Source organism: Paracoccus sp. FO-3, assembly GCF_006386455.1.
Classification (GTDB): domain Bacteria; phylum Pseudomonadota; class Alphaproteobacteria; order Rhodobacterales; family Rhodobacteraceae; genus Paracoccus; species Paracoccus versutus.
In genome coordinates, this window is the sequence record NZ_VCBQ01000005.1 from 1 (window position 1) to 21,840 (window position 21,840).

A 21,840-nucleotide genomic window follows, 5' to 3' on the forward strand; every position below is an offset into this window, starting at 1 on the left:
GGCCCGATACGCAAGGTGGAAAACCGCAGTCAAGGCGACGATGGAGGTGGCCGGCTGATCGGCCCGCGCCGCGGTCAATGACCCGGCGCGTCCTCATCCGCCGGAGCCGCCTCGCGGTCGAACGCCGCGCGCCATTGCGACAGCAGGGCCGAGGGCCCGTCCCGCCGCTCGGCCTGGCGCAGGGCGATGCGCAGCGCGGCGCGGGCATGGCGGTCGGCTGGCTCGGCCAGGGCCGAGGGCGGCTCGCCCGCCGCCAGCGCCGCCCAGACCCGCGCTTTCAGCGCATGGCGCTCGGCATCGCCCCAATCGGCCAGCATGGCCTGGAACCCGGCGAAGGCGGCGGCGTCGAAATCGCGGTCCTGGCCCAGGCTGTCCATGACCGGGCTGGCCGGGTGCAGCCCCGCGACCGGCACCAGGCCGGGCGGGATCGGCGTATTCGCCGAATGGGTGCGGCCGGCGCGCAGCAGCGGCGGCAGGATATGCGTATGCGGCCCGACGGGCGAGACGCCGCCGGTATCCGGCCCGCCGATCTTCTGGTAGACCTCGATCCGGCCGATGCGGCTCAGCGCCACGCGATGCGGATGGGCGGGCAGGATCGCCGCCATGGCGCGGCTTTCGGGGTCGAGGACCGAGCGGCCGCATTCCGCCCGCAGCCGCGCGACCAGCACAGGATCGTCGCTGCGGATGCAGAAATCGACCTGCGGCTGGTCCAGCCCCAGGTCGAACAGCACCGCCCCGCGATCCTGGTCGCGCAGCGCGCCCGCGTCGGGGCCAAGCTCGGTCAGCACCTGGCGCCGCGCCGTGCCCAGCCGCCCCTGGGGCAGGCAGAGCGAGACGCCCTGCTGCCAGCGATGCGGCCGTGGGCTCAGCGCCTCCCACGCCACCAGGATCACCTCGGCCAGGTCGTCCAGCCGCAGCCCGCCGCGGGCGGTGACGATGCCGCATTCGCCCAGGGGCTGGGGCGGCGGATCGCCCGCGACATGGTGGAACTCGGCAATGGCCCCGAACGAGCCCATGGACCAGCCGGCGCCGGTATCGGTCAGCGCCGCGGCAAGCCGGGCGGTCAGCATGTCGGTCATCGGTCTTCTCCCTCAATGGTGTCGAGCGGCTGGAACAGGATGCCGCCGGGGCCCTGCGCCAGATGGGCGGTGATGCCGAAGACGCGGGCCAGGTTCGCGGCGGTCAGCACCGCCTGAGGCGGGCCGTCGGCGGCGATCCGGCCCTGGTGCAGCAGGATCAGCCGCGTGCAATGCCGCGCCGCCAGCCCCAGGTCGTGCAGCGAGGCCAGCACCGCATGGCCCTGTCCGGCCAGCCGGCGAAACAGCCGCATCGCGTCGATCTGCGCCGCCGGGTCGAGCCCGGCGATGGGCTCGTCCGCGATCAGAAGCGGGGTTTCCTGGGCCAGGGCGCGGGCGATCAGGGTGCGGGCCTGTTCGCCCCCCGACAGTTCGGTGGCGCGGCGGTGGCGCAAGGGATCCAGGTGCAGCGCGGCGATGGCGCGCTCGATGGCGGCGCGGTCGGTTGCGCCGACGGAATGCGGATGGGCGATGCGGCCAAGCGCCACCAGCGCCTCGACCGGCATCGGCCAGGCGATCTCGCGGCCCTGCGGCATGTAGGCGGCGGCGCGGGCGCGTTCGCGCACCGAAAGCCGCGCCAGCGAGCTGTGCCCCCGTGCCGGCAAAAGCCCCAGCGCCGCGCGCAGAAGCGTGGTCTTGCCGGCGCCGTTCGGACCCAGAAGGCCCACGAACTCGCCTGCGCCGATGCTGAGGTCGATGCTGTCCAGCACCGCCTGGCCGCCGCGGTGGAACGAAAGGGCGCGAAGCTCGAGCATGGTCACAGCCCCTCGCGCCGGGTTTTCAGGATCAGGTGCAGGAAGAAGGGCGCGCCGACCAGCGCCGTCAGCACCCCGAGCTTGAGGTCGCGGCCCGGCGCGATCAGCCGCACCGCGATGTCGGCGGCCAGAACCACCGCCGCGCCCCCCAGCGCCGCCGCCGGGACCAGCCGAGCCGGGCTGGCGCCGACCGCGCGGCGCAGCACATGCGGCACCACCAGCCCGACGAAGCCCACGGTGCCGGCGACCGCCGTGGCGCCGCCGATCAGCGCGGCGATGCCCGCGACCAGCATCAGCCGCAGCCGGCCCAGATGCACGCCGCTGGATGCCGCCGCGTCCTCGCCCAGCGTCAGCGCATTCAGCGCGCGGCGCATGGGCCAGATCAGCACGAAGCCCAAGCCCATGAAGGGCGCCGCGATCCAGACATGCAGCATCGAGCGGTCGGCCAGCGAGCCCATCATCCAGAACACGATCTCGTTGATGGCAAAGGGGTTGGGCGACAGGTTCAGCACCAGCGAGGTCGCCGCCCCCGCCAACGCCGAGATGGCGATGCCGGCCAGGATCAGGGCCAGCGTGCCGCCGCGCGGCCCGGCAAGCATCAGTACCAGCAGCACCGACAGCGCCGCCCCCGCCAGCGCCGCCAGCGGCAGGCCCAGGGGAAAGGCGGCGGAAAGCCCGGTCTGGATCGCCAGCACCGCCCCCAGCGCGGCCGAGGCGCTGGTGCCGATCAGCCCCGGCTCGGCCAGCGGGTTGCGCAGGAAGCCCTGCAGCACCGCCCCCGCCATCCCCAGCGCCGCGCCCACCAGCAGGCCCAGGATGGCGCGCGGCAGGCGCAGCTCGCGCATGACCAGCGCCAGCAGGTCGTCGCCGCCGCGAAACAGCGCGGCCAGGCTTTCGCCGGGCCCGATCCCCGCCGGGCCGGTCAGCAGCGAGGCCAAGAACAGGGCCACGACCAGCGCGGACAGCGCGGCTATCAGCAGCGGGTAGCGCGGCCCGGTCATGGCCGGGCCTGCAAGGCAAGGCGCGCGTCGCGCAGCTGCGAGACGGCGCGCAGGATATGCGGATTGCCGCAGACCCAGTCGGGATCGGACATGAGCTCGGCAGGCCTGCCGCGGGCCAGCGCCTGCAGCGCCGGGTGGTCCAGCACCTCCTGCGCGCGGGCATGCCCGGCATAGCGGCGGCCCTCGACCAGCAGGTCGGGGTCGGATAGCAGCAGCGTTTCCAGCGGCAGCACCCCGCCCGAGGGCAGGCCGAGTTCGTCGGCGACATTGTCGAAGCCGGCCAGCGCCACGATCTCGCCCGCCAGGCTGTCCGAGCCCGAGCTGTAGCCGTTCGCGGCATAGAGCGCGGCGCGCGGCCGCGGGCCCTGCGCATCCGAAAGCCGCGCCAGATCGGCGTCGAAGCGCGCGAGCATGGCGCGGGCCTGGGCCTCGCGGCCCAGCACCGCGCCCATGCGGCGGATATTGGCGCGGATGCCCGCCAGGTCGCTTTCGATCGGAAAGACCTCGACCGGGATGTTCAGGCGGCGCAGCAGCCGGACGGTCTCGGGCGTGGTCCAGGCCCCGGCCAGCACCAGGTCGGGCCGCATCAGGAAGATTTCCTCGGCCAGGCCATGGTTGACGGGCAGGCGGCCGGCCTCGACCGCCATGGCCGAGGCGCTGGGATCCTGCGCCAGATAGGAAACCGAGACCAGCTGGCCCGGCGCCGCCAGCATCATCGCCAGCTGGTCGGTGCAGAGGTTCATCGACAGCACCCGGCGCGGCGGCTCTGCCGCGGCGGGTTGGAAAAGACCGGGCAGGATCAGGCCGGCCAGAAGGCCGGCGACAAGGCCGAGCCGCCTTACCATTTCGCCGTCAGGCCGGCGTAAAGGGTGCGGCCCTGCGAGGCATAGCCCCAGACATCGGAATATTCCTTGTCGAACAGGTTCACCACGCGTCCGGTCACGCGGAGATTCTCGGTCAGGTCGTAGCCCGCCGCCAGGTTGACCACGGTATGGGCGGGTATTTCCCCGACATCGTAGCTTTGCGAAGCGGGATCATAGGTCCAGTATTGGGTATCCCAATTGCCCGAGACATGCCGGATGTCGGCCGTGACGGTGCCGCGCCCTTCCAGGACGGCCAGCGTCGCCGACAGGCCCAGTTCGTGCCGAGGCCGGCGCACCTCGACCGCGCCGCTGGGTTCCTTGGCGTCCAGATAGGTGTAGTTCAGCGCGACATCCAGCGTGTCGGTCGCCTTGATGCGGGCGGTCACCTCGACCCCTTCGCGCGGGCTTTCGCCGGGCAGGTTGCGATAGCTGATATACTGCGTGCCGTTCTCGACGCGCATCACGTAATCCTTGATCTCGTCCTCCAGATCCTCCTTGAACCAGGTGACGTCGACCACGCCCATGCCATTGGGAAGTTGCGCCTCGACGCCCAGGTCGAATCCGCGGTTCCTTTCGGGCTTCAGGTTCGGATTGCCCAGGTAGACCGAAGAGCCATAATCCGCATTGGCGTAAAGCTCGAAATAGGACGGGTTGACCAGCCCGGTCCCGGCCGAGGCGTGCAGGCGGAAGGGCCGGTCCGGCACGTGCCAGGACAGGCCCAGGTTCCAGCTGGTGAAGTCCTCGAACACCTTGTTGCCGTCGTGGCGGACACCGGCCTGGACATCCAGCCCGTTGTCCAGAAAGCCGCGATACTCCAGCGCGACCGAGGTCATCTCGCGCCGGTTTTCCGGGGCCGAGGAGCTTTCGTCCCTTTGCCGCTCGGCCAGCACGTTCAGCAGGTGCGACGCCTCGGCCACCGTGCCGTCGATGCCGAAGCTGCCGCGGTATTTCAGCTTGCGCGTCTCGCCGCGCGTGACCGGGCCGCCCTCGTAGCTTTGCTTGTAGATCGTGTCCTGATAGTCCAGCCGATGCGTCAGCCGGCCGCCCAGCATGGAATATTCGGCCCAGATCCCGCCCTGGAACTCGTCGCGTTCGCTGTATTTGTGCGGGTCGTCCACCACATATTCCTGCGCGCTGGTCGCGGACCAGCTGGTGGAATCGTAATCGTATTTCTCCTTCGCGCGGCGCAGGGTGGTGCCCAGGCGCAGATCCTCGCCGATCTGCCAGTCGCCCGAAAGCCCGATGGTCTTGCGGTTGGTCCCGTCCTTTTCGCCGCCGTCGCCCGACTGGTCATAGCCGTGGTCGTCCCGCGCCGAGAGGGTCAGCGCGATCCCGCCCTGCGCGCCGCGCTGGCTGACATGGGCCGAGGCGGCGGCGCCGTTGCCCAGCTCGACCGAGCCGCCGTAATGCAGCCCCGGTTCCCCCTTGCGGGTGATGATATTGATGACGCCCGCCGAGGCGTTCGAGCCGTAATAGACCGATTGCGGCCCGCGCAGCACCTCGATGCGTTCGATATTGGCGGTCTCCAGCCCGGACAGGATGTATTCGTCGGCCCCGCCCGTCGCCTCGATCCCGTCGATCAGGATCAGCGTGTGGTTGCCCTCGCCGCCGCGGATGCGGACTTGGGTGAAGGTCGAGCCGGTGGCCGAGACCGAAACCCCCGGCACGGCGCGCAGCGCGTCCTGCACGGTGGCGATGCCCCTGGCCTCGATCTCGGCGGCGGTCAGCACGGTATGGGCGCGGGCATAGCCGCCCTCGGCCACGGCGGTCAGCCCGCCCGAGATCACCACCTCGTCCAGGCGATAGCCTTCCTGGCCGGTGGCGGCCGCCGGCAGCAGGGCGGCGGTGGCGGCCAGCAGGGAAACCGGAGTTCTGAACATTCCAAAGCCTTTCCAGCACGGGCCCGCGGCCCGCGATTTGCAGAAATGCCCTGCGGAAAGGCTGGCAGGCCCGACCGCAAGACGACGATCGTCACCTCTGCGGAACGGCCGCTTTCCAGACGCGCCCCGCGCCGGAAATGGGTGATCGCCACGGCAGGTCTCCTGGCTCGCGGATCGCTGCTCAGGCCGGCCTTCCCAGGAGATCCCAGTGGCACGTTCGACCGTCGCTCACCGCTTACAGTTGCGGGGGCAGCCCCGGCCTTGCCCTGGCCGCATCGCGGCCGGCGGGCGCACCGGTGTTCCCTTTTCATCCGGCGCGCAAGCCCGCCGGAACCGTAGCGGCCCCGCATTGCCGCAGCCGGGCGCCGGCTGTCAAGCGGCAATGCACCCGGCACCCGGCCGCCGCGACAACCTGTCCGGGAACGCGGCCGCGGAACCGCCCGCCGGGCCGCGGCATTGGGTCAGGTATCCGACGGAAGGGAAGGTCAAGCGATGGCCATGCCGCAGATCCTGGCCGTGCTGATCCTTTGCGCGATGATGGCGCTGTTCGTCTGGGGGCGGCTGCGCTACGACGTGGTGGCGATGATCGCGCTGCTGGCCTCGCTGCTGGCCGGCACGGTCAAGCCGGAGGAGGCGTTCCGCGGCTTCAGCGACGACATCGTCATCATCGTCGGCAGCGCGCTGGTGGTCAGCGCCGGCATCTCGCGCTCGGGCGTGATCGAGGCGGTGATGCGCCGGATGCTCGGGCGGTTGCGGACCCTGCGCTGGCAGCTTCTGGTGCTGGTCGGCTCGGTCACGGGCCTGTCGGCGCTGGTCAAGAACATCGGCGCGCTGGCCATGCTGATGCCGGCGGCGCTGAAGATGGCGCGGCGCTCGGGGCATTCGCCCTCGGCCTATCTGATGCCGATGGCCTTCGGCTCGCTCCTGGGCGGGCTGATCACGCTGGTCGGCACCTCGCCCAACATCATCGTCTCGCGGGTGCGCGAGCAGATGACGGGCCAGCCCTTCACCATGTTCGACTATGCGCCGGTCGGCCTCGGCCTGTCGCTGGTGGGGCTGGTCTTCCTGCTTTTCGCCCATCGGCTGCTGCCGCGCGACCGCCGTGCGACGGCCTCGCTGAGCGAGGCGGTGAACATCAGCGACTATCACACCGAGGCCACCGTCCCCGAGGGCGCCGGCATCGTCGGCATGACGGTGGGCGAGTATCTCAGCGCCGTCGATGGCGAGGTGGCCGTGACCGGGCTGATCCGCGGCGGCGCGCGCCGCGCGGTGACGCTGCCCGACACCGTGATCGAGATGGGCGACACCCTGCTGTTGCGCGGCGAGCCGAATGCGCTGGAACGCGCCGTGACCAAGCTGGGCATGGAGCTGACCCGGCAGGATGCGGGGGCCGAAGAGGGGCTGCCGGCCGACAAGATCGGCGTGATCGAGGCGGTGATCGCGCCGGCCTCGCTTCTGGTCGGCCAGACGGTGGGGCGGATCGCGCTGTTCGACCAGCATGGCGTGAACCTGATCGCGATTTCGCGCGCCGGGCATCGCATGACGCAGCGGCTCAGCCGGACGGTGCTGGCGGCGGGCGACGTGCTGCTGGTGCAGGGGCCGATCGAGCTGTTGCCCGAGCGGATGCGCGTGCTGGGCCTGCTGCCCCTGGCCGAGCGCCATATCCGGCTGGGCGGGGTGCGCAAGCAATTGCTGCCGGTGCTGATCCTGGCGGTCGCCATGGCGGCGACGGCGGCGGGGCTGGTGCCGGTCGCCGTCGCCTTCTTCGCCGCCGCCGTGCTGATGATCCTGACCGGCGCGATCAGCGCCGAGGCAGCCTATGAGGCCATCGAATGGCCGATCCTGATCATGCTGGGCGCGCTGATCCCGGTCAGCGAGGCGCTGCAAAAGACCGGCGTGACCGACCTGCTGGGCGCGTGGCTGTCGCAGGCGGCGACGGGCCTGCCGGTCTGGGGCGCGGTGACGCTGATCCTGGTCACGGCCATGGCGGTCACGCCCTTCCTGAACAATGCCGCGACCGTGCTGGTCATGGCCCCCATCGCCGCGACCTTTGCCGACCAGCTCGGCTATCGGCCCGATGCCTTCCTGATGGCGGTGGCGGTGGGGGCAGGCTGCGATTTCCTGACCCCCATCGGGCATCAGTGCAACACGCTGGTGATGGGGCCGGGCGGCTATCGCTTTGGCGACTACGCCCGGCTGGGGGCGCCGCTGTCGGCGCTGGTGGTGCTGACCGGCGTGCCGCTGATCCTGCTGGTCTGGCCGGTCTGACGGGCGGTCAGACGCGGCAGTGTGACGTCCCGGTTCAGCCCGTCTCGGCCAGCGCGGCGCGGATGGCGCGGGCCAGGCGGCGGCAGCCCTCTTCCAGCCGCTCGGGCGGGTTCAGGGTAAAGTTCAGCCGCAGCGAACGGCGGTCCAGCCCCTCGGGGTCGAAGACGCTGGAGGGCGAGATGCAGACCCCCTCGGCCATCGCATGATGCAGCAGCCGGTCGGTGTTCAGCCGCGGATCGCGCGCCGTGGCCCAGACGAACATGCCGCCCACCGGCACCTGCCAGTCCAGGTCGCCCGCCAGATGCGCCTGCATGGCGGCGCAAAGCGCGTCGCGCCGGGCGCGATAGATCGCCAGCACCTCGGGGCGGATGCGGTCGGTGATCCCCGCCTGCAGCGCGCGCAGCGCCAGCATCTGCGACAAGCCGCTGGAACACATGTCCGAGCCCTGCTTGGCGGTGGCCAGCGCCGCGATCATCTCGGGCGCGGCGATCACCCAGCCGACGCGCAGCCCCGGCGCCAGCTCCTTGGACAGCGACCCCATGTAGACCACCGGCCCGTCATAGGGGCCGGGCCGCGCCCCCGCCGACAGTTCGAGCAGCCGCGGCAGGGGCTCGCCTTCGTAGTAAAGCGCGCCGTAAGGGTCGTCCTCGATCAGCCAGGTGCCGGTGGCATGGGCGGCGGCGACCAGCGCCTGCCGCTCGGGCAGGGCCACCAGCCGGCCGCTGGGATTCGAGAAATTCGGCACCGTATAGGCGAATTGAGCCCCCGCCAGCGCGGCATGGGGGTCGAAATCGTTGCCCTCGATCCGCATCGGGCGATAGCGCGGCGCATGCGGCATCCAGGCGTCGAGCGCGCCTAGATAGGCCGGGCTCTGTGCCGCGACCAGCCCGCCGGGCTGCAGCAGCACCTTGCCCATCAGCTCCAGCGCCTGCATGCCGCCGGTGGTGATCAGCACGTTTTCGCGCGAAAGCCGCAGCGTATCGGTCGAGAAGCGCGTGGCGATCAACTCGCGCAGCGCCGGCAGGCCGGGGATCGGGCCATAGCCCAGCGTCTCGTCGGGGTGGCTGCGGATCGCCTCGGCCGCCAGTCCGGCCAGTTCCGCGACCGGCCAGACCGAGGGCTCGGGCAGCCCGCCGGCAAGGTTGACCAGGCCGGGCACCTGGCCCGCCGCCAGAAAGACCGAGGTCACGTCGTTGCTGCGGGACAGCCAGGGGGCAAAAGCGGGGCGCATGGTCGGAACGGTTTGGTCGGGCATGATCCTGCTGTGACCGTTTTTCGCTAACAGGGCAAGCCTCATGGCGCCCGGCCGGGCCCGGCTTGTGCCCGGCGGCGATGTATATCAGACAGGGGGCTGGCGCGCGACGGGGAAGACCATGCAGGCATTGAAACGGATCGGCATCGACACCTACATGCTGCTGCTGGTCGGCATGGTGCTGCTGGGGGTGTTCCTGCCCGCCCGCGGCATGGCGGCCGAGGCCCTGCGCGGCGCGACCTTCTGGGCGGTGACGCTGCTGTTCTTCCTCTACGGCGCCAAGCTCGATGCGGCTTCGGTCCGGGCGGGGCTCTTGAACCTCAGGCTCCAGGGCCTGACCTTCGGCGCGACCTATGCGCTGTTTCCCGTGCTGGGCATCGCGCTGGCCGCGCTGTTCGGCGGCGTCCTGGGCCCCGAGCTGACGCTGGGGCTGCTGTTTTTGGCCGTGCTGCCCTCGACGGTGCAAAGCTCGATCGCCTTCACCTCGATCGCGGGCGGCAACGTGCCGGCGGCGATCTGCGCGGCCTCGCTGTCGAACCTGGTGGGGGTGGTGCTGACGCCGCTGCTGGTCACGCATCTGCTGCACCACGACGGCGGCGGCGCCAGCCTCGACGCCATCCAGAAGATCGCCGTGCAGATCCTCTTGCCCTTCGTCGCCGGGCAATTGCTGCGGCGCTGGATCGGCGGCTTCGTCCAGCGCCACCGGCTGCTGACCATGGCGGTGGACCGCGGCTCGATCCTGCTCATCGTCTATTCCGCCTTCGGCGCCGGCACCGTGGCGGGCATCTGGTCGGCGATCCCGCTGCCGGGGCTGGTGCTGTGCTTCCTGGTCACGGCGCTGCTGCTGGCGCTGGTCATGGGCGCCATGCTCGGTGCCGGGCGGCTGTTCCGCCTGCCGCGCCAGGACCGGGCGGTGCTGTTCTTCTGCGGCTCGACCAAGAGCCTCGCCAGCGGGCTGCCCATCGCCACGGCGATCTTCCCGGCCGCGGCGGTGGGGGCGATCGTGCTGCCGGTGATGGTCTATCACATGACGCAGCTGCTGGTCTGCTCGGCCATCGCGCAGCGGCTGGCGCGCAACCCGCGTGCCTAGAAGTCCCAGTCCTCGTCCTCGGTCGCGACCGCCTTGCCGATGACATAGCTCGACCCCGAGCCGCTGAAGAAATCGTGGTTCTCGCTGTCGGGCGACAGCGCGGCCAGGATCGCCGGGTTGACCTCGCAGGCCTGGGGCGGGAACAGCGCCTCGTAGCCCAGGTTCTGCAGCGCCTTGTTGGCATTGTAATGCAGGAAAGCCTTCACGTCCTCGGTCAGGCCGATGCCGTCGTAAAGCTCGGCGGTGTATTTCGCCTCGACGTCGTAGAGATCGAAGATCAGCGAGAAGGCGAAATCCTTCAGCGCCGCGCGCTCGGCCTCGCCCAGCCGCTCCAGCCCGCGCTGGTACTTGTAGCCGATGTAATAGCCATGCACCGCCTCGTCGCGGATGATCAGCCGGATCAGGTCGGCAGTATTGGTCAGCTTGGCGCGGCTCGACCAGTACATCGGCAGGTAGAAGCCGGAATAGAACAGGAAGCTCTCCAGGAACACGCTGGCGATCTTGCGCTTCAGCGGGTCCGAGCCGGCCTTGTATTCCTCCAGCACCAGCCGCGCCTTCTGCTGCAGGTGCGGGTTCTCCTCGGCCCAGCGAAAGGCCGCATCCACCTCGGGCGTCAGGCACAGCGTCGAGAAGATCGAGGAATAGCTGCGCGCATGCACCGCCTCCATGAAGGCGATGTTGGACAGCACCGCCTCCTCATGCGGGGTGATCGCATCGGGCATCATCGCCGGCGCGCCCAGGGTGTTCTGGATCGTGTCCAGAAGCGTCAGCCCGGTAAAGACGCGGATGGTCAGCTCGCGCTCCTCGGGGCGCAGCGTGGCCCAGCTCTGCACGTCGTTCGACAGCGGCACCTTCTCGGGCAGCCAGAAGTTCACCGTCAGCCGGTTCCAGACCTCCAGGTCCTTCTCGTCCTCCAGCCGGTTCCAGTTGATGGCCCGCAGGGGCGTGCGCGGCGCATGGTCCTTCATCCGAAGACCCTTTCTTTCGTGTCCAAATATCCTCGGGGGTGCGGGGGCAGACAGCCCCCGCCTCAAAGCGTGCAGGAAACGCAGCCCTGCACCTCGGTGCCCTCCAGCGCGGTCTGGCGCAGCCGGATGTAATAGATCGTCTTGATGCCCTTCTTCCAGGCATGGATCTGGGCGCGGTTGATGTCGCGCGTCGTGGCCTCGGCCGGGAAGAACAGCGTCAGCGACAGGCCCTGGTCGACATGTTCGGTCGCCGCCGCATAGGTGTCGATGATCGCCTCGGGGCCGATCTCGTAGGCGTCGCGGTAATAGTCCAGGTTCTCGTTCGACATGAAGGCGGCGGGGTAATAGACCCGGCCGATCTTGCCTTCCTTGCGGATCTCGATCTTGGCGACGATCGGGTGGATCGAGCTGGTCGAGTTGTTGATATAGCTGATCGAGCCGGTGGGCGGCACCGCCTGCAGGTTGCGGTTGTAAAGCCCATGCCGCATCACCGCGTCCCGCAGCGCGGCCCAGTCCTCGCGCGTGGGCAGCGCGACACCCTCGAACACCCGCGCGACATCGGGCAGCGTCGGCAGCCAGTCGCGCGTCACGTATTTGTCGAAGAATGTGCCGTCGGCATATTTCGACGTCTCGAAATCCTTGAAGCTGCGCCCCTTTTCCTGCGCCAACAGGTTCGAGGCGCGGATGGCGTGATAGGCGACGGCGGCGAAATAGACCGAGGTGAACTCGATCCCCTCGGGGCTGCCGTAATGGATGCGCTCGCGCGCCAGGAACCCGTGCAGGTTCATCTGGCCCAGCCCCACGGCATGGGCCTCGTCGTTGCCGCGCCGGATCGAGGGCACGGCCTCGATCGCCGACATTTCCGACACCGCGGTCAGCGCGCGGATCGCCGCCTCGACCGTGGCGCCGAAATCCGGCCCGTCCATGGTCGCGGCGATGTTGAGCGAGCCGAGGTTGCAGGAAATATCCGTGCCGAGGTGGCGATAGCTCAGATCCTCGTCGAAGGTGCTGGCCTCGTTGACCTGCAGGATCTCGCTGCACAGGTTCGACATGCTGATGCGGCCGGCGACCGGGTTGGCGCGGTTCACCGTGTCCTCGAACATGATATAGGGATAGCCGCTTTCGAACTGGATCTCGGCCAGGGTCTGGAAGAAGGCGCGGGCGTTGATCTTTTTCTTGCGGATGCGCTTGTCGTCCACCATCTCGGCGTATTTCTCGGTGACGGAAATCTCCGAGAAGGCCATGCCATAGACCTTTTCCACGTCATGGGGCGAGAACAGGTACATGTCCTCGTTCTTCTTGGCCAGTTCGAAGGTCACGTCCGGGATCACCACCCCGAGCGACAGCGTCTTGATGCGGATCTTCTCGTCGGCATTCTCGCGCTTGGTGTCCAGGAAGCGCAGGATGTCGGGGTGATGCGCGTTCAGGTAGACCGCCCCCGCGCCTTGCCGCGCGCCCAGCTGGTTGGCATAGGAAAAGCTGTCCTCCAGCAGTTTCATCACCGGGATGACGCCCGAGGACTGGTTCTCGATCCCCTTGATCGGCGCCCCGGCCTCGCGCAGGTTGGTCAGCATCAGGGCGACGCCGCCGCCGCGCTTGGAAAGCTGCAGCGCCGAATTGATGCCGCGGCCGATGCTTTCCATGTTGTCCTCCAGCCGCAGCAGGAAGCACGAGATCAGTTCGCCGCGCGATTTCTTGCCGGCGTTCAGGAAGGTCGGCGTCGCGGGCTGGAACCGGCCCGACAGGATTTCCTCCATGAAGCGCATGGCGAGATCCTCGTCGCCGCGCGCCAAGGCCAGCGCGACCATGACCACCCGGTCCTCGTAGCGTTCCAGATAGCGCCGCCCGTCGCGGGTCTTCAGCGTGTAGCTGGTATAATACTTGAAGGCGCCCAGGAAGGTCGGAAAGCGGAACTTGCGCGCATAGGCCGCGTCCCAGATCCGGTGCAGGAAGGCGCGCGGATACTGGTCCAGGACTTCGGCCTCGTAATAGCCTTCGTCCACCAGGTAGCCCAGCTTCTCGTCCAGCGAGTGGAAGAAGACGGTGTTCTGGTTGACATGCTGCAGGAAATACTGCCGCGCGGCCTTGCGATCCGCGTCGAAGCGGATGCGGCCCTCGCCGTCGTAAAGGTTCAGCATCGCGTTCAGCGCGTGATAGTCCAGCTCGGCCTTTACGCCATCGTCAAGCATTCCGTCCCCCAGAATTTCTCAAGCCCCGCACGGACGCGGGAAATATCCAGATCAGTCCCCGCCAGCTCGAATCGATACAGCACGGGGACGTTGCACTTGTCAGAAATCACCCGGCCGGCCAAGGCATAGGTCGCCCCGAAATTGCGGTTGCCGGCGGCGATGACGCCGCGCAGGCCGGCGCGGCGGGCGGGATCGTTCAGGAAGCGGATCACCTGCTTGGGCACCGCGCCCCGGCCGGTCCCGTCGGCATAGGTCGGGCAGATCAGCACATAGGGCGTTGCCGCCTCGGGCAGCGGATCGCACGGCGAGACCGGGATGCGCCCGGCCGCCAGCCCCAGCCGCGCCACGAAGCGCGCGGTGTTCCCCGAGGCCGAGGAATAATAGACCAGCCCGCCCATGGCGCCGGTCAGGACAGCCGGCCGATCATGTCGGGCCGGAAGCCCGCCCAATGCGCATCGCCGGCGACGACCACCGGGGCCTGGCGATAGCCCAGCGAGACGACCAGTTCCATCGCCGCGTCGTCCTCGGTCAGGTCGATCAGCTGATAGGCCAGGCCGCGCGCGTCGAGCGCCCGCGTGGTGGCGGTGCATTGCACGCAGGCGGGCTTGGAGTAAACGGTGATGGACATGGCTCGGCTCCTTCTGTTCTGTCGGCAAGAGGGGGCCGGGCCGATGGGCGTGCCACCGGACCCTGTTCCAGCCCCGCGCCCGCCGCACGGTTTCGTCCTTTCGCGCCATGGCAGGTCTTCTGACTTGCGGGTCTCGGCTTAGCCGGCCTTCCCGGAGCCTTGGCCCCAGTGGCATTCCAGCGTCGCTCGCCGCTTACAGCTGCGGGGGCAGTGCCGGCTTTTCACCGGCTTCCCTTTTCATCCCCGAGTCGGCCCCAGGGCAACCATGACCCCGGCAGTTAGCCACGGGTCACGGGCCGGGTCAATCCATATTTAGTGGATGGCCGGGCTGTGCCCGGAATATCTGGTGGGTTCCCGGATCGCGCCAAGGGCTCGATTTGCCGCCGGGCCATGGTGGTGGGCAGGCTGCGGCCACGGGCCGCCGCACCTGCGCGGCTGTTGGATTATGGCAACAGGCGCGGGGACATGGCATGGAATGACGTCGCGTCGTTTGACAAAGCGCGACAATTCGCCCTCTTGCGTGGATCGCGCGCGCGTGAACCGGGGCTCCGTTCCCGTTCCCGTTCCCGTTCCCGTTCCCGTTCCCGTTCCCGTTCCCGTTCCCGTTCCCGTTCCCGTTCCCGTTCCCGTTCCCGTTCCCGTTCCCGTTCCCGTTCCCGTTCCCGTTCCCGTTCCCGTTCCCGTTCCCGTTCCCGTTCCCGTTCCCGTTCCCGTTCCCGTTCCCGTTCCCGTTCCCGTTCCCGTTCCCGTTCCCGTTCCCGTTCCCGTTCCCGTTCCCGTTCCCGTTCCCGTTCCCGTTCCCGTTCCCGTTCCCGTTCCCGTTCCCGTTCCCGTTCCCGTTCCCGTTCCCGTTCCCGTTCCCGTTCCCGTTCCCGTTCCCGTTCCCGTTCCCGTTCCCGTTCCCGTTCCCGTTCCCGTTCCCGTTCCGGTTCCCGTTCCCGTTCCGGCGCGCCAGAGCGCAAGCCATTGATAAGTCAACACTTCATGTCGTCTCTGCCTGCCGGTGGAAGGGGATGCATCTTTGTGCCGGGATAACCCATGAACAAAACCCATCCCAAACCGCCAGCCTCGGGGTCTGCCGCGCAATTGCTGCCGACCCTGGGCCTGCTTCCGGTCCTTGCCATTTCCGCGGGGGTCGGCGGCCCCGCCCAGGCGCAGGACACCGTGACGCTGGACACGGCGGTCATCCGCCGCCAGCAGGGCAGCGAGGCCGAGACCCGCTACAAGACCACCGAAAGCGCCTCGGACAAGATCACCGCGCCGCTGCTCGACACGCCACGGACCGTCACCGTCGTGACCGCGCGCCAGATCAAAGAGCGCGGCGGAAGTCGCAGACCCGGTTGCCGCTGCTGCTCAAGGGCATCATGTCGGCGCATGATGCCGAGCGTGCGGTCGCGGCTGGGGTGGACGGGGTGATCGTCTCGAACCACGGCGGGCGGGCGCTGGACACGCTGCCGGCGACGGCCGAGGCTCTGGCGGTCGTCGCCCGCCAGGTCGCCGGGCGCATTCCGGTGCTGTGCGACGGCGGCATCCGTCGCGGCACCGATGCGCTGAAGGCCCTGGCGCTGGGGGCATCGGCGGTGCTGGTCGGGCGGCCGCAGATCCACGCCCTGGCCGTGGGCGGCGCGGCGGGAGTCGCGCATATGCTGACCATCCTGCGCGCCGAGCTGGAGGTCGCCATGGCCCTGACCGGACGCTGCGACCTGGCCGGGATCGACGAAACCGTGCTTTGGCCTAGCCCTTGAAGCTGCGCCACAGGCTCAGCGCCGCATCCGACAGGTCGCCCAGTCGGGCCAGCACATGTTCGCGCCCCAGCCCCGGCCCGTCCTCGGCCCGGTCGAGCCGGCGCAGCAGCCGCAGCACCCGGCGCTTGTGGATGCCGGTCCAAAGCTGGACCGGATCGGCGACCAGCCCGGCAAAGGTCGTCAGGACCGAGGCGAGCATGGCCAGCACCACCCCGGTCAGCAGCAGATCCACGCTGGAAAGCTCTCGCGGGAAGGCGCCATACCACATGCGGCCGGCCCAGCTTCCCAGCGCGAAATCCTCGACCGCCTGTGCCTGCGCCCGCAGATGCGCGACCGGCCCGGCCAGCGAGATCACCCCCGGCGTGGCGCGGTGGAACAGCAAGAGCCCCGAGCCCAGCACCAGGACCGAGGTGGTGATCTCGGAGACCGCATTGCGGGTCTCGGCATAGTCCGAGACGGCGCGGGCGACGCTTTGCGGCGCGGCCTGGGGCGCCAGCCCCTTTTCGGCCAGGTCGTCGATGAAATGGGCCAGATCGGCCTCGATCCTTTGCGCCACGTCGGATTTCAGGAAGATCTGCCGGCGCGACAGCCAGTCGCCGGCGCGCCGCAGCCCGATCCGGCGCAGAAGCGGCGCGGCCAGCCGCACCAGCAGGAACAGCGGCGACAGCATGACGTTCACCGGCGCACGCAGCAGGTCGAGGCCGAGCGCGTGGCGATGCAGCGCCAGCGTGCCGCGCGGGCCATAGCGGGCGCGGACGAAGCGGTGGACCTCGGTCTCGCGCCGGGTCATCGGACGGGGGTCGGCGGGCTTTAGGGCCATGGGCGCGGTCCTTTGGCGGATCGCGCCCAATCTAGGCATCGCGGCGGGGCGGCTCAATGCCGCGCGGTCACAGCAGCGCGACCAGCCCCAGGCCCAGGGTCGAGATGAACAGCCAGGCCAGCGCGCCAAGCGCCAGCGGCCGGACGCCCTTGGCGCGCAGCTTGCGGATGTCGGTTTCGAGCCCCATCGCCGCCAGCGCCATGGTCAGCAGAAAGGCGGTCAGGCCGACCACCTCGGCATGCAGCGCCTCGGGCAGGGGCAGGGCGCTGTTCAGCAGCACGACGGCGATGAAGCCCAGCACGAACCAGGGCGTCGGCGCCGAGCCATGCGCGGCCTTGCCGCCGCGCCGCGCCAGCGCGCCCAGCACCAGGATCAGCGGCGCCAGCAGCATCACCCGGCTCAGCTTGGCCACGGTCGCGGCCTGCCCGGCCTCGGCGCCATGCTGGAAGCCGGCGCCGACGACCTGCGCCACCTCATGCACGGTTGCACCGACCCAGATGCCGTAATGCGAAGGCCCCATCGCCATCATCTCGCCCAGCAGCGGCATGGCGATCATCGAGAGCGAGCCGAAGACCGTCACGCAGGCGATGGCATAGGCCACGTCCTCGTCCGTTCCGCGCGTGACCGTGTTCGTCGCGATCACCGCCGAGGCGCCGCAGACCGAGGTGCCGGCCGCGATCAGCTCGGCCAGCCGCGCCTCGACCCCCAGCGCCCGCCCGGCCCATTTGGTGAAGACGAAGGTCGCGGCCAGCACCACCGCGATCACCGCCACCCCCGCCAGGCCCACGGCGCGCAACTGCTCCAGCGTTAGCTGGAAGCCCAGCAGCACGATGGCGAAACGCAAGACGCGGCGCAGCGAAAAGCCGATGCCCGGCCGCGCCGCCTCGGGCGTGCCGGCCAGGTTGCGCAGCGCCATGCCCAGCACCATGGCCACCACCAGCGGGCTGAGCGCCGGGATGCCCGAGAAGCGCTGCACCGCCGTCGCCAGGACCGCGATGCCGAAGGTCAGCCCCAGCCCCGGCAGCGTGGCGGAAAGCCAGGCCGTGATCGCGGAAGATGTTTGCTGGTTCTGCTCGGTCGAGGACATGATGGCGCTTCCTTGCTTGCAAGGCGGAACATGGTCCCGGATACACGTTCAATCCATCGCATTATATTTGCCATATCGTTCGATTTTGCTTATCAGTTGGCCATGACGCTGGAACAGCTCCGCATCTTCCTTGCCGTGGCCGAGCGGCAGCATGTCACCCGCGCGGCCGAGGCGCTGAACCTGACGCAATCGGCGGTCAGCGCTGCCGTCTCGGCGCTGGAGGCGCGGCATGGCGTGCGCTTCTTCGACCGGGTGGGGCGGCGCATCGTGCTGACCGAGACCGGCGAAGCCTTCATGGCCGAGGCGCGCGCGGTGCTGGACCGCGCCGAGACGGCCGAGATGGTGCTGGAGGATCTGGCGCGCGAGCCGCGCGGGCGGCTGCGGGTCCATGCCAGCCAGACCGTCGCCAGCTACTGGCTGCCGCCGCGGCTGGTCGCGCTGCGCGAGATGCATCCGGGGATCGAGCTGCGGCTGACCGTCAGCAACACCACCCAGGTCGCCGATGCGGTGCAGGAGGGCGGCGCCGACCTGGGGCTGGTCGAGGGCGCGGTGGCGCATGGCGATCTGCACCGGCAGGTGGTGGCGCGCGACCGGCTGGTGCTGGTCATGGCGACCGATCACCCCTGGGCCGGGCGCGACGCCGTGCCCCTGGCCGGGCTGGCGGCGCAGAACTGGATCCTGCGCGAGCCGGGCTCGGGCACCCGGTCCGAGTTCGAGACCTGGATGGCCGGGCAGGGGCTTTCCGTGGCCGGGCTGCCCCTGGCGCTGGAACTGCCCTCGAACGAGGCGGTGCTGAACGCGGTGGCCGCCAGCCAATGCCTTGCCGCGCTGTCGCAACGCGCGGTGGCGCGGCCCGCCGCCGCCGGCTGGATCCGCACCCTGCCGCTGCCGGGGGCAGAGCGGCCGTTCTCGCTGCTGACCAATCCGCAGCGCTATCGCACGCGGGCGCAGCAGGCGCTGATCGGGATCCTGACGGACGAGATCCTGACGGACGAGATCCTGACGGATGAGGGCTTCGCCGCCGGCCTCCCCTAACGCGAAATGGCCTGCGCCATCGGGAGGGAAGGCGCAGGCCGTCTTCTCGGAGGCTGGCGGGGCCGGTCGCGCGGGCCCCGTTCAGCCCCGCGAGGCGACTTCGTCAGCCATGCTGGGGCTGCGACATCGGCGCGTCCTCGTCCAGCACGTCCAGCGTCGGCACGTCCTCGCCCTCGAGGATGCGGCGGGCGCGGTCGCGGTCGATGTCCCCCACCCAGGAGGCGACGACCACGGTGGCGACGCAATTGCCCAGGTAGTTCCCCAAGGCGCGGGCGATGCCCATGAACCAGTCGACCGACAGCACCAGCACCAGCCCGATGGCGGGGATGGCCGGGATCGCGGCCAGTGTCGCGGCCAGGATCACGATGGCCGAGCCCGGCACCCCATGCGCGCCCTTGGACGTCACCAGCGCCACGCCCAGGATGGCCAGAAGGTCGGTGGTGGACAGCGGCGTGTTGGTGGCCTGGGCGATGAAGACCGCCGCCAGCGTCAGGTAGATCGAGAAGGCGTCGAGGTTGAAGGAATAGCCCGTCGGCACCACCAGCCCCACGGTCGAGTCCTTGATGCCCAGGTGTTCCAGCTTGCGCATGGTCTGCGGCAGCACGGCGTCGCTGCTGGCGGTGCCGGCGACGATGCCGACCTCGGTGCGCAGGTAGCGCAGCAGCTTGAAGATGCTGAAGCCCGCCAGCCGCAGCACGAAGCCCAGGATCACGAAGACGAAGATGGCGATGGTGACATAGAACAGCCCGACCAGGTAGCCCAGCTGCGCCAGCGAGCCGATGCCGTATTGCCCGACGGTGAAGGCGATGGCGCCGAACACGCCCAGGGGCGCCAGCCGGACGATGAAATACATGATCTTGAAGGTGACGTCCCCGGTCAGCTCGATCATGTGCAAAAGCGGCTTGCCGCGCTCGCCCACCAGCGACAGGGCGCAGCCGAACAGGATCGCGACCAGCAGAACCTGCAGGATGTCGCCCTGGGCGAAGCCGCTGATCATCGTGGTCGGGATCAGCTTCATCAGGAACTCGACGGTGCCGCCGCTGCTGACTTCATGCGCGCGGTCCACATAGGCCGACAGCGCCGAGGCGTCGAGCTGGCTCACGTCGATGTTCATGCCGTGGCCGGGGCCGAACAGATAGGCGACCGCGATGCCCAGGGCCAGGGCGATGGTGGTGATGATCTCGAAATAGACGATGGCGCGGACGCCGACCTTGCCGACCTTTTTCAGGTCGCCCGCGCCGGCGATGCCATGCACGACGACGCAGAACACGATGACGGGGATCAGCATCTTGATGAGCTTGATGAACCCGTCTCCCAGCGGCTTCATCTTGGCGGCGAATTCGGGCGCGAAGAAGCCGGCGACGATCCCCAGCACCAGCGCCACGCAAACCTGTCCAAACAAGGACCTGGACCAATTCGGCATGTGTTTTCTGTTCCTCCCTGTGACGGAAGGGGGGCCGCGATGCGCCCGATGCATCTCCTCGCGCATCGGGCGCATGGCCGCGGCCGGTCCCCTCATGCCGAAGAGTGTTGGCCAAGGGCACATCCGTGTCTAATATCGATTTACCGTTAATCCATAGGGTGACGATATGAGAATGCGCCAGCTTCGCTGCTTCGTCGTCCTGGCCGAAGAGCTGAACTTCACCCGCGCCGCCCGGCGGCTGAACATGTCGCAGCCGCCGCTGAGCACGCAAATCCAGACACTTGAGCGCGAGGTCGGCGCCGAACTCATCAGCCGTACCAGCCGCAAGGTGGCGCTGACGCGGGCGGGCGCGCTGTTCCTGCCCAGGGCGCGCAACATGCTGGACCAGTATGAACGCAGCCTGCAGGAGATCCGTGAAATCCAGCAGGGCCAGGACGGATTGCTGGAAATCGGGGCAACCGGCTCGATCCTGCGCGGCGGCCTGGCCGAGTTGCTGGCGCATTTCGCCCGGCTGCACCCGCGAATCACCCTGCGCGTCCACGAACAGACCCCGGCCGCGCAGCTGACCGAGGTGCTGAGCCGGCGCACCGACGTCAGCTTCAACCGCTCGGTGCCGCGCGACGAGGAACTGGCCTATGAATACGGCTGGCGCGAAGAGATGGTGGCGCTGGTGCGCAGCGACCACCGGCTGGCCGGGCGCACCTGCGTCTCGATCGACGACCTGCGCGAGGACCAGCATGTCGTGCTGCGCCCCGACAGTTCCGATTTCGCGGCCTATGTCATGGCCTGCATCGTCGCCTCGGGCTATCGGCCGCGGGTCTCGCAGCAGGTGGTGGACGCGCAGTCGGTCCCCAGCCTGATCGTGGCGGGCTTCGGGGTCAGCATCGTGCCGGCGGGCATCGCCAGGCTGACGGCGGGGCCGCTGACCTTCCTGCCGATCCGGCCCGACCCGCCGGTTTCCGAGGTCTATATCGTCTATCACCACCGCGACCCGGTGCCGGCGCTGCAGCTGTTCCTGGCCGAGATCCGCCGCAGCCTGGGCCACGATCCGGCCGGGCCGGCGCGCTGAGGGCTCGACCCGGCGGGGGCCGCGCGGCATCATCGCGACCGGAGGTGCCCGATGACCGAGATGCTGCGCATGCTGCGCAAGCTGGCGCAGATGAACCGGCTGGCCAATGCCCGGCTGCATCGCGCCTGCGCCGCCCTGCCGCCCGGCGGATACGAGGCGCCGCGCCCGTCCTTCTTCGGCTCGATCCGCGCCACGCTGAACCATGTCCTGCTGGTCGACCGCTTCTATATCGATGCGCTGGCGGGCCGGCCGCTGGACAAGGCCGCGCTGGCCGAGGCGGGGGACTGCCCGGACCTTGCGCGGCTGGCCGAATGGCAGGCGCACGAGGACGACCGCCTGCTGGCGCTGGTCGCGGCGCTGACGCCCGACACCCTGGCGGAAATCGTGCCGGTGGATCGCGGCTCGCGCATGCAGCACGACCGCTGCGACGACCTGCTGTCGCATCTGTTCCAGCACCAGACCCATCATCGCGGGCAGGTGCATGGCCTGCTGTCGCAGGCCGGCGTGGTCCCGCCGCAGCTGGACGAATTCATCGTCGGCGACGATGCGGCGGCGCGGGCCGAGGACATGGCGCGGCTCGGCTGGACCGAGGATCAGCTGATGCGGCCCTAGTTTCGCTTTGACTTGCGGGCCGGGACAGGATAGGCGGGCGGCTTGGCTCCGCATTCCGGGCCGGCGGGCCATGGGAGGG

Annotated in this window: 19 protein-coding genes and 2 riboswitches; of the genes, 6 read left to right on the top strand and 13 right to left on the bottom strand. The window is 69.4% G+C overall.

Going from position 1 to position 21,840, the window contains the following annotated elements; translation table 11 throughout:
- Positions 1 to 74: 74 nt before the first annotated feature.
- The 5 genes from FE811_RS02040 to FE811_RS02060 are packed head-to-tail and all read right to left on the bottom strand — an operon-like array spanning position 75 to position 5,575.
- The gene (locus tag FE811_RS02040) at positions 75 to 1,079 is read right to left on the bottom strand and encodes a hypothetical protein (RefSeq protein ID WP_208861510.1); all 1,005 of its coding nucleotides are present in this window, start codon (positions 1,077 to 1,079) and stop codon (positions 75 to 77) included.
- Positions 1,076 to 1,837, bottom strand: a complete 762-nt coding sequence (locus FE811_RS02045; protein WP_166435385.1) for an ABC transporter ATP-binding protein — start codon at positions 1,835 to 1,837, stop codon at positions 1,076 to 1,078. The genes FE811_RS02040 and FE811_RS02045 overlap by 4 nt, the downstream gene beginning before the upstream one ends.
- Positions 1,834 to 2,832 carry an iron ABC transporter permease gene (locus FE811_RS02050; protein ID WP_116220691.1) on the bottom strand — a complete coding sequence of 333 codons (999 nt, stop codon included), beginning with the start codon at positions 2,830 to 2,832 and terminating at the stop codon, positions 1,834 to 1,836. The genes FE811_RS02045 and FE811_RS02050 overlap by 4 nt, the downstream gene beginning before the upstream one ends.
- Positions 2,829 to 3,677: an ABC transporter substrate-binding protein gene (locus FE811_RS02055; protein ID WP_116220692.1), complete on the bottom strand. Its 849-nt coding sequence runs from the start codon at positions 3,675 to 3,677 to the stop codon at positions 2,829 to 2,831. The genes FE811_RS02050 and FE811_RS02055 overlap by 4 nt, the downstream gene beginning before the upstream one ends.
- Positions 3,671 to 5,575, bottom strand: coding sequence for a TonB-dependent siderophore receptor (locus FE811_RS02060; protein WP_116220693.1), 1,905 nt, complete (start codon positions 5,573 to 5,575; stop codon positions 3,671 to 3,673). Before FE811_RS02060 ends, FE811_RS02055 begins: the two co-directional genes overlap by 7 nt.
- 134 nt (positions 5,576 to 5,709) lie before the next feature.
- A riboswitch (cobalamin riboswitch) is annotated at positions 5,710 to 5,928 on the bottom strand.
- Positions 5,929 to 6,067: 139 nt separating this feature from the next.
- On the opposite strand from FE811_RS02060, the gene FE811_RS02065 reads away from it, so the two are divergent.
- Positions 6,068 to 7,843: an SLC13 family permease gene (locus FE811_RS02065; protein WP_116220694.1), complete on the top strand. Its 1,776-nt coding sequence runs from the start codon at positions 6,068 to 6,070 to the stop codon at positions 7,841 to 7,843.
- 34 nt (positions 7,844 to 7,877) lie between these two features.
- Here FE811_RS02065 and FE811_RS02070 read toward each other — a convergent pair whose 3' ends face one another.
- Positions 7,878 to 9,098: a PLP-dependent aminotransferase family protein gene (locus FE811_RS02070; protein ID WP_116220695.1), complete on the bottom strand. Its 1,221-nt coding sequence runs from the start codon at positions 9,096 to 9,098 to the stop codon at positions 7,878 to 7,880.
- A gap of 118 nt (positions 9,099 to 9,216) precedes the next feature.
- Here FE811_RS02070 and FE811_RS02075 point away from each other — a divergent pair, with 118 nt between their 5' ends.
- Entirely contained in the window at positions 9,217 to 10,185 is a 969-nt protein-coding gene (locus tag FE811_RS02075) for a bile acid:sodium symporter family protein (RefSeq protein ID WP_116221667.1), read from the top strand.
- Here the strand turns inward: FE811_RS02075 and nrdF are convergent.
- The 4 genes from nrdF to nrdH form a co-directional block, all read right to left on the bottom strand.
- A complete protein-coding gene (gene nrdF / locus FE811_RS02080) occupies positions 10,182 to 11,153 on the bottom strand; it encodes a class 1b ribonucleoside-diphosphate reductase subunit beta (RefSeq protein ID WP_036759269.1) in 972 nt (323 codons plus the stop codon). The genes FE811_RS02075 and nrdF overlap by 4 nt on opposite strands.
- 62 nt (positions 11,154 to 11,215) lie before the next feature.
- The gene (gene nrdE / locus FE811_RS02085) at positions 11,216 to 13,342 is read right to left on the bottom strand and encodes a class 1b ribonucleoside-diphosphate reductase subunit alpha (RefSeq protein WP_036759266.1); all 2,127 of its coding nucleotides are present in this window, start codon (positions 13,340 to 13,342) and stop codon (positions 11,216 to 11,218) included.
- Positions 13,324 to 13,740 (bottom strand): class Ib ribonucleoside-diphosphate reductase assembly flavoprotein NrdI, encoded by a 417-nt coding sequence (nrdI, locus tag FE811_RS02090; RefSeq protein WP_116220696.1) that lies wholly within the window; start codon positions 13,738 to 13,740, stop codon positions 13,324 to 13,326. The genes nrdE and nrdI overlap by 19 nt, the downstream gene beginning before the upstream one ends.
- A gap of 8 nt (positions 13,741 to 13,748) precedes the next feature.
- Positions 13,749 to 13,970 (bottom strand): glutaredoxin-like protein NrdH, encoded by a 222-nt coding sequence (nrdH, locus tag FE811_RS02095; RefSeq protein WP_036759261.1) that lies wholly within the window; start codon positions 13,968 to 13,970, stop codon positions 13,749 to 13,751.
- Positions 13,971 to 14,061: 91 nt separating this feature from the next.
- Positions 14,062 to 14,253: riboswitch (cobalamin riboswitch) on the bottom strand.
- A gap of 730 nt (positions 14,254 to 14,983) precedes the next feature.
- Here nrdH and FE811_RS28115 point away from each other — a divergent pair.
- Positions 14,984 to 15,715: an alpha-hydroxy acid oxidase gene (locus FE811_RS28115; protein WP_244294875.1), complete on the top strand. Its 732-nt coding sequence runs from the start codon at positions 14,984 to 14,986 to the stop codon at positions 15,713 to 15,715.
- Here the strand turns inward: FE811_RS28115 and FE811_RS02110 are convergent.
- Both FE811_RS02110 and FE811_RS02115 read right to left on the bottom strand, forming a co-directional pair.
- Positions 15,705 to 16,535, bottom strand: coding sequence for a DUF6635 family protein (locus tag FE811_RS02110; protein ID WP_116220698.1), 831 nt, complete (start codon positions 16,533 to 16,535; stop codon positions 15,705 to 15,707). The two genes, FE811_RS28115 and FE811_RS02110, sit on opposite strands and share 11 nt — an antisense overlap.
- A 67-nt stretch (positions 16,536 to 16,602) precedes the next feature.
- Entirely contained in the window at positions 16,603 to 17,622 is a 1,020-nt protein-coding gene (locus tag FE811_RS02115; RefSeq protein ID WP_116220699.1) for a YeiH family protein, read from the bottom strand.
- A gap of 102 nt (positions 17,623 to 17,724) precedes the next feature.
- Between FE811_RS02115 and FE811_RS02120 the strand changes: the two genes are divergently transcribed.
- Positions 17,725 to 18,657, top strand: a complete 933-nt coding sequence (locus tag FE811_RS02120; protein WP_116220700.1) for a LysR family transcriptional regulator — start codon at positions 17,725 to 17,727, stop codon at positions 18,655 to 18,657.
- 103 nt (positions 18,658 to 18,760) lie between these two features.
- Here FE811_RS02120 and FE811_RS02125 read toward each other — a convergent pair whose 3' ends face one another.
- A complete protein-coding gene (locus FE811_RS02125; RefSeq protein ID WP_036759250.1) occupies positions 18,761 to 20,080 on the bottom strand; it encodes a C4-dicarboxylate transporter DctA in 1,320 nt (439 codons plus the stop codon).
- Positions 20,081 to 20,252: 172 nt separating this feature from the next.
- Between FE811_RS02125 and FE811_RS02130 the strand changes: the two genes are divergently transcribed.
- Both FE811_RS02130 and FE811_RS02135 read left to right on the top strand, forming a co-directional pair.
- On the top strand, positions 20,253 to 21,149 hold the full coding sequence (locus FE811_RS02130) for a LysR family transcriptional regulator (protein WP_052096186.1): 897 nt from the start codon (positions 20,253 to 20,255) through the stop codon (positions 21,147 to 21,149).
- 51 nt (positions 21,150 to 21,200) lie between these two features.
- Positions 21,201 to 21,761, top strand: coding sequence for a DinB family protein (locus FE811_RS02135; protein ID WP_116220701.1), 561 nt, complete (start codon positions 21,201 to 21,203; stop codon positions 21,759 to 21,761).
- Positions 21,762 to 21,840: the final 79 nt, after the last annotated feature.

Bases quoted from the DNA above. Each gene is read 5' to 3' on its own strand.
- FE811_RS02040 (WP_208861510.1), bottom strand. From the start codon at position 1,079: ATGACCGACATGCTGACCGCCCGGCTTGCCGCGGCGCTGACCGATACC.
- FE811_RS02050 (WP_116220691.1), bottom strand. From the start codon at position 2,832: ATGACCGGGCCGCGCTACCCGCTGCTGATAGCCGCGCTGTCCGCGCTG.
- FE811_RS02055 (WP_116220692.1), bottom strand. From the start codon at position 3,677: ATGGTAAGGCGGCTCGGCCTTGTCGCCGGCCTTCTGGCCGGCCTGATC.
- FE811_RS02060 (WP_116220693.1), bottom strand. From the start codon at position 5,575: ATGTTCAGAACTCCGGTTTCCCTGCTGGCCGCCACCGCCGCCCTGCTG.
- FE811_RS02065 (WP_116220694.1), top strand. From the start codon at position 6,068: ATGGCCATGCCGCAGATCCTGGCCGTGCTGATCCTTTGCGCGATGATG.
- FE811_RS02070 (WP_116220695.1), bottom strand. From the start codon at position 9,098: ATGCCCGACCAAACCGTTCCGACCATGCGCCCCGCTTTTGCCCCCTGG.
- FE811_RS02075 (WP_116221667.1), top strand. From the start codon at position 9,217: ATGCAGGCATTGAAACGGATCGGCATCGACACCTACATGCTGCTGCTG.
- nrdF (WP_036759269.1), bottom strand. From the start codon at position 11,153: ATGAAGGACCATGCGCCGCGCACGCCCCTGCGGGCCATCAACTGGAAC.
- nrdE (WP_036759266.1), bottom strand. From the start codon at position 13,342: ATGCTTGACGATGGCGTAAAGGCCGAGCTGGACTATCACGCGCTGAAC.
- nrdI (WP_116220696.1), bottom strand. From the start codon at position 13,740: ATGGGCGGGCTGGTCTATTATTCCTCGGCCTCGGGGAACACCGCGCGC.
- nrdH (WP_036759261.1), bottom strand. From the start codon at position 13,970: ATGTCCATCACCGTTTACTCCAAGCCCGCCTGCGTGCAATGCACCGCC.
- FE811_RS28115 (WP_244294875.1), top strand. From the start codon at position 14,984: ATGCATCTTTGTGCCGGGATAACCCATGAACAAAACCCATCCCAAACC.
- FE811_RS02110 (WP_116220698.1), bottom strand. From the start codon at position 16,535: ATGGCCCTAAAGCCCGCCGACCCCCGTCCGATGACCCGGCGCGAGACC.
- FE811_RS02115 (WP_116220699.1), bottom strand. From the start codon at position 17,622: ATGTCCTCGACCGAGCAGAACCAGCAAACATCTTCCGCGATCACGGCC.
- FE811_RS02120 (WP_116220700.1), top strand. From the start codon at position 17,725: ATGACGCTGGAACAGCTCCGCATCTTCCTTGCCGTGGCCGAGCGGCAG.
- FE811_RS02125 (WP_036759250.1), bottom strand. From the start codon at position 20,080: ATGCCGAATTGGTCCAGGTCCTTGTTTGGACAGGTTTGCGTGGCGCTG.
- FE811_RS02130 (WP_052096186.1), top strand. From the start codon at position 20,253: ATGCGCCAGCTTCGCTGCTTCGTCGTCCTGGCCGAAGAGCTGAACTTC.
- FE811_RS02135 (WP_116220701.1), top strand. From the start codon at position 21,201: ATGACCGAGATGCTGCGCATGCTGCGCAAGCTGGCGCAGATGAACCGG.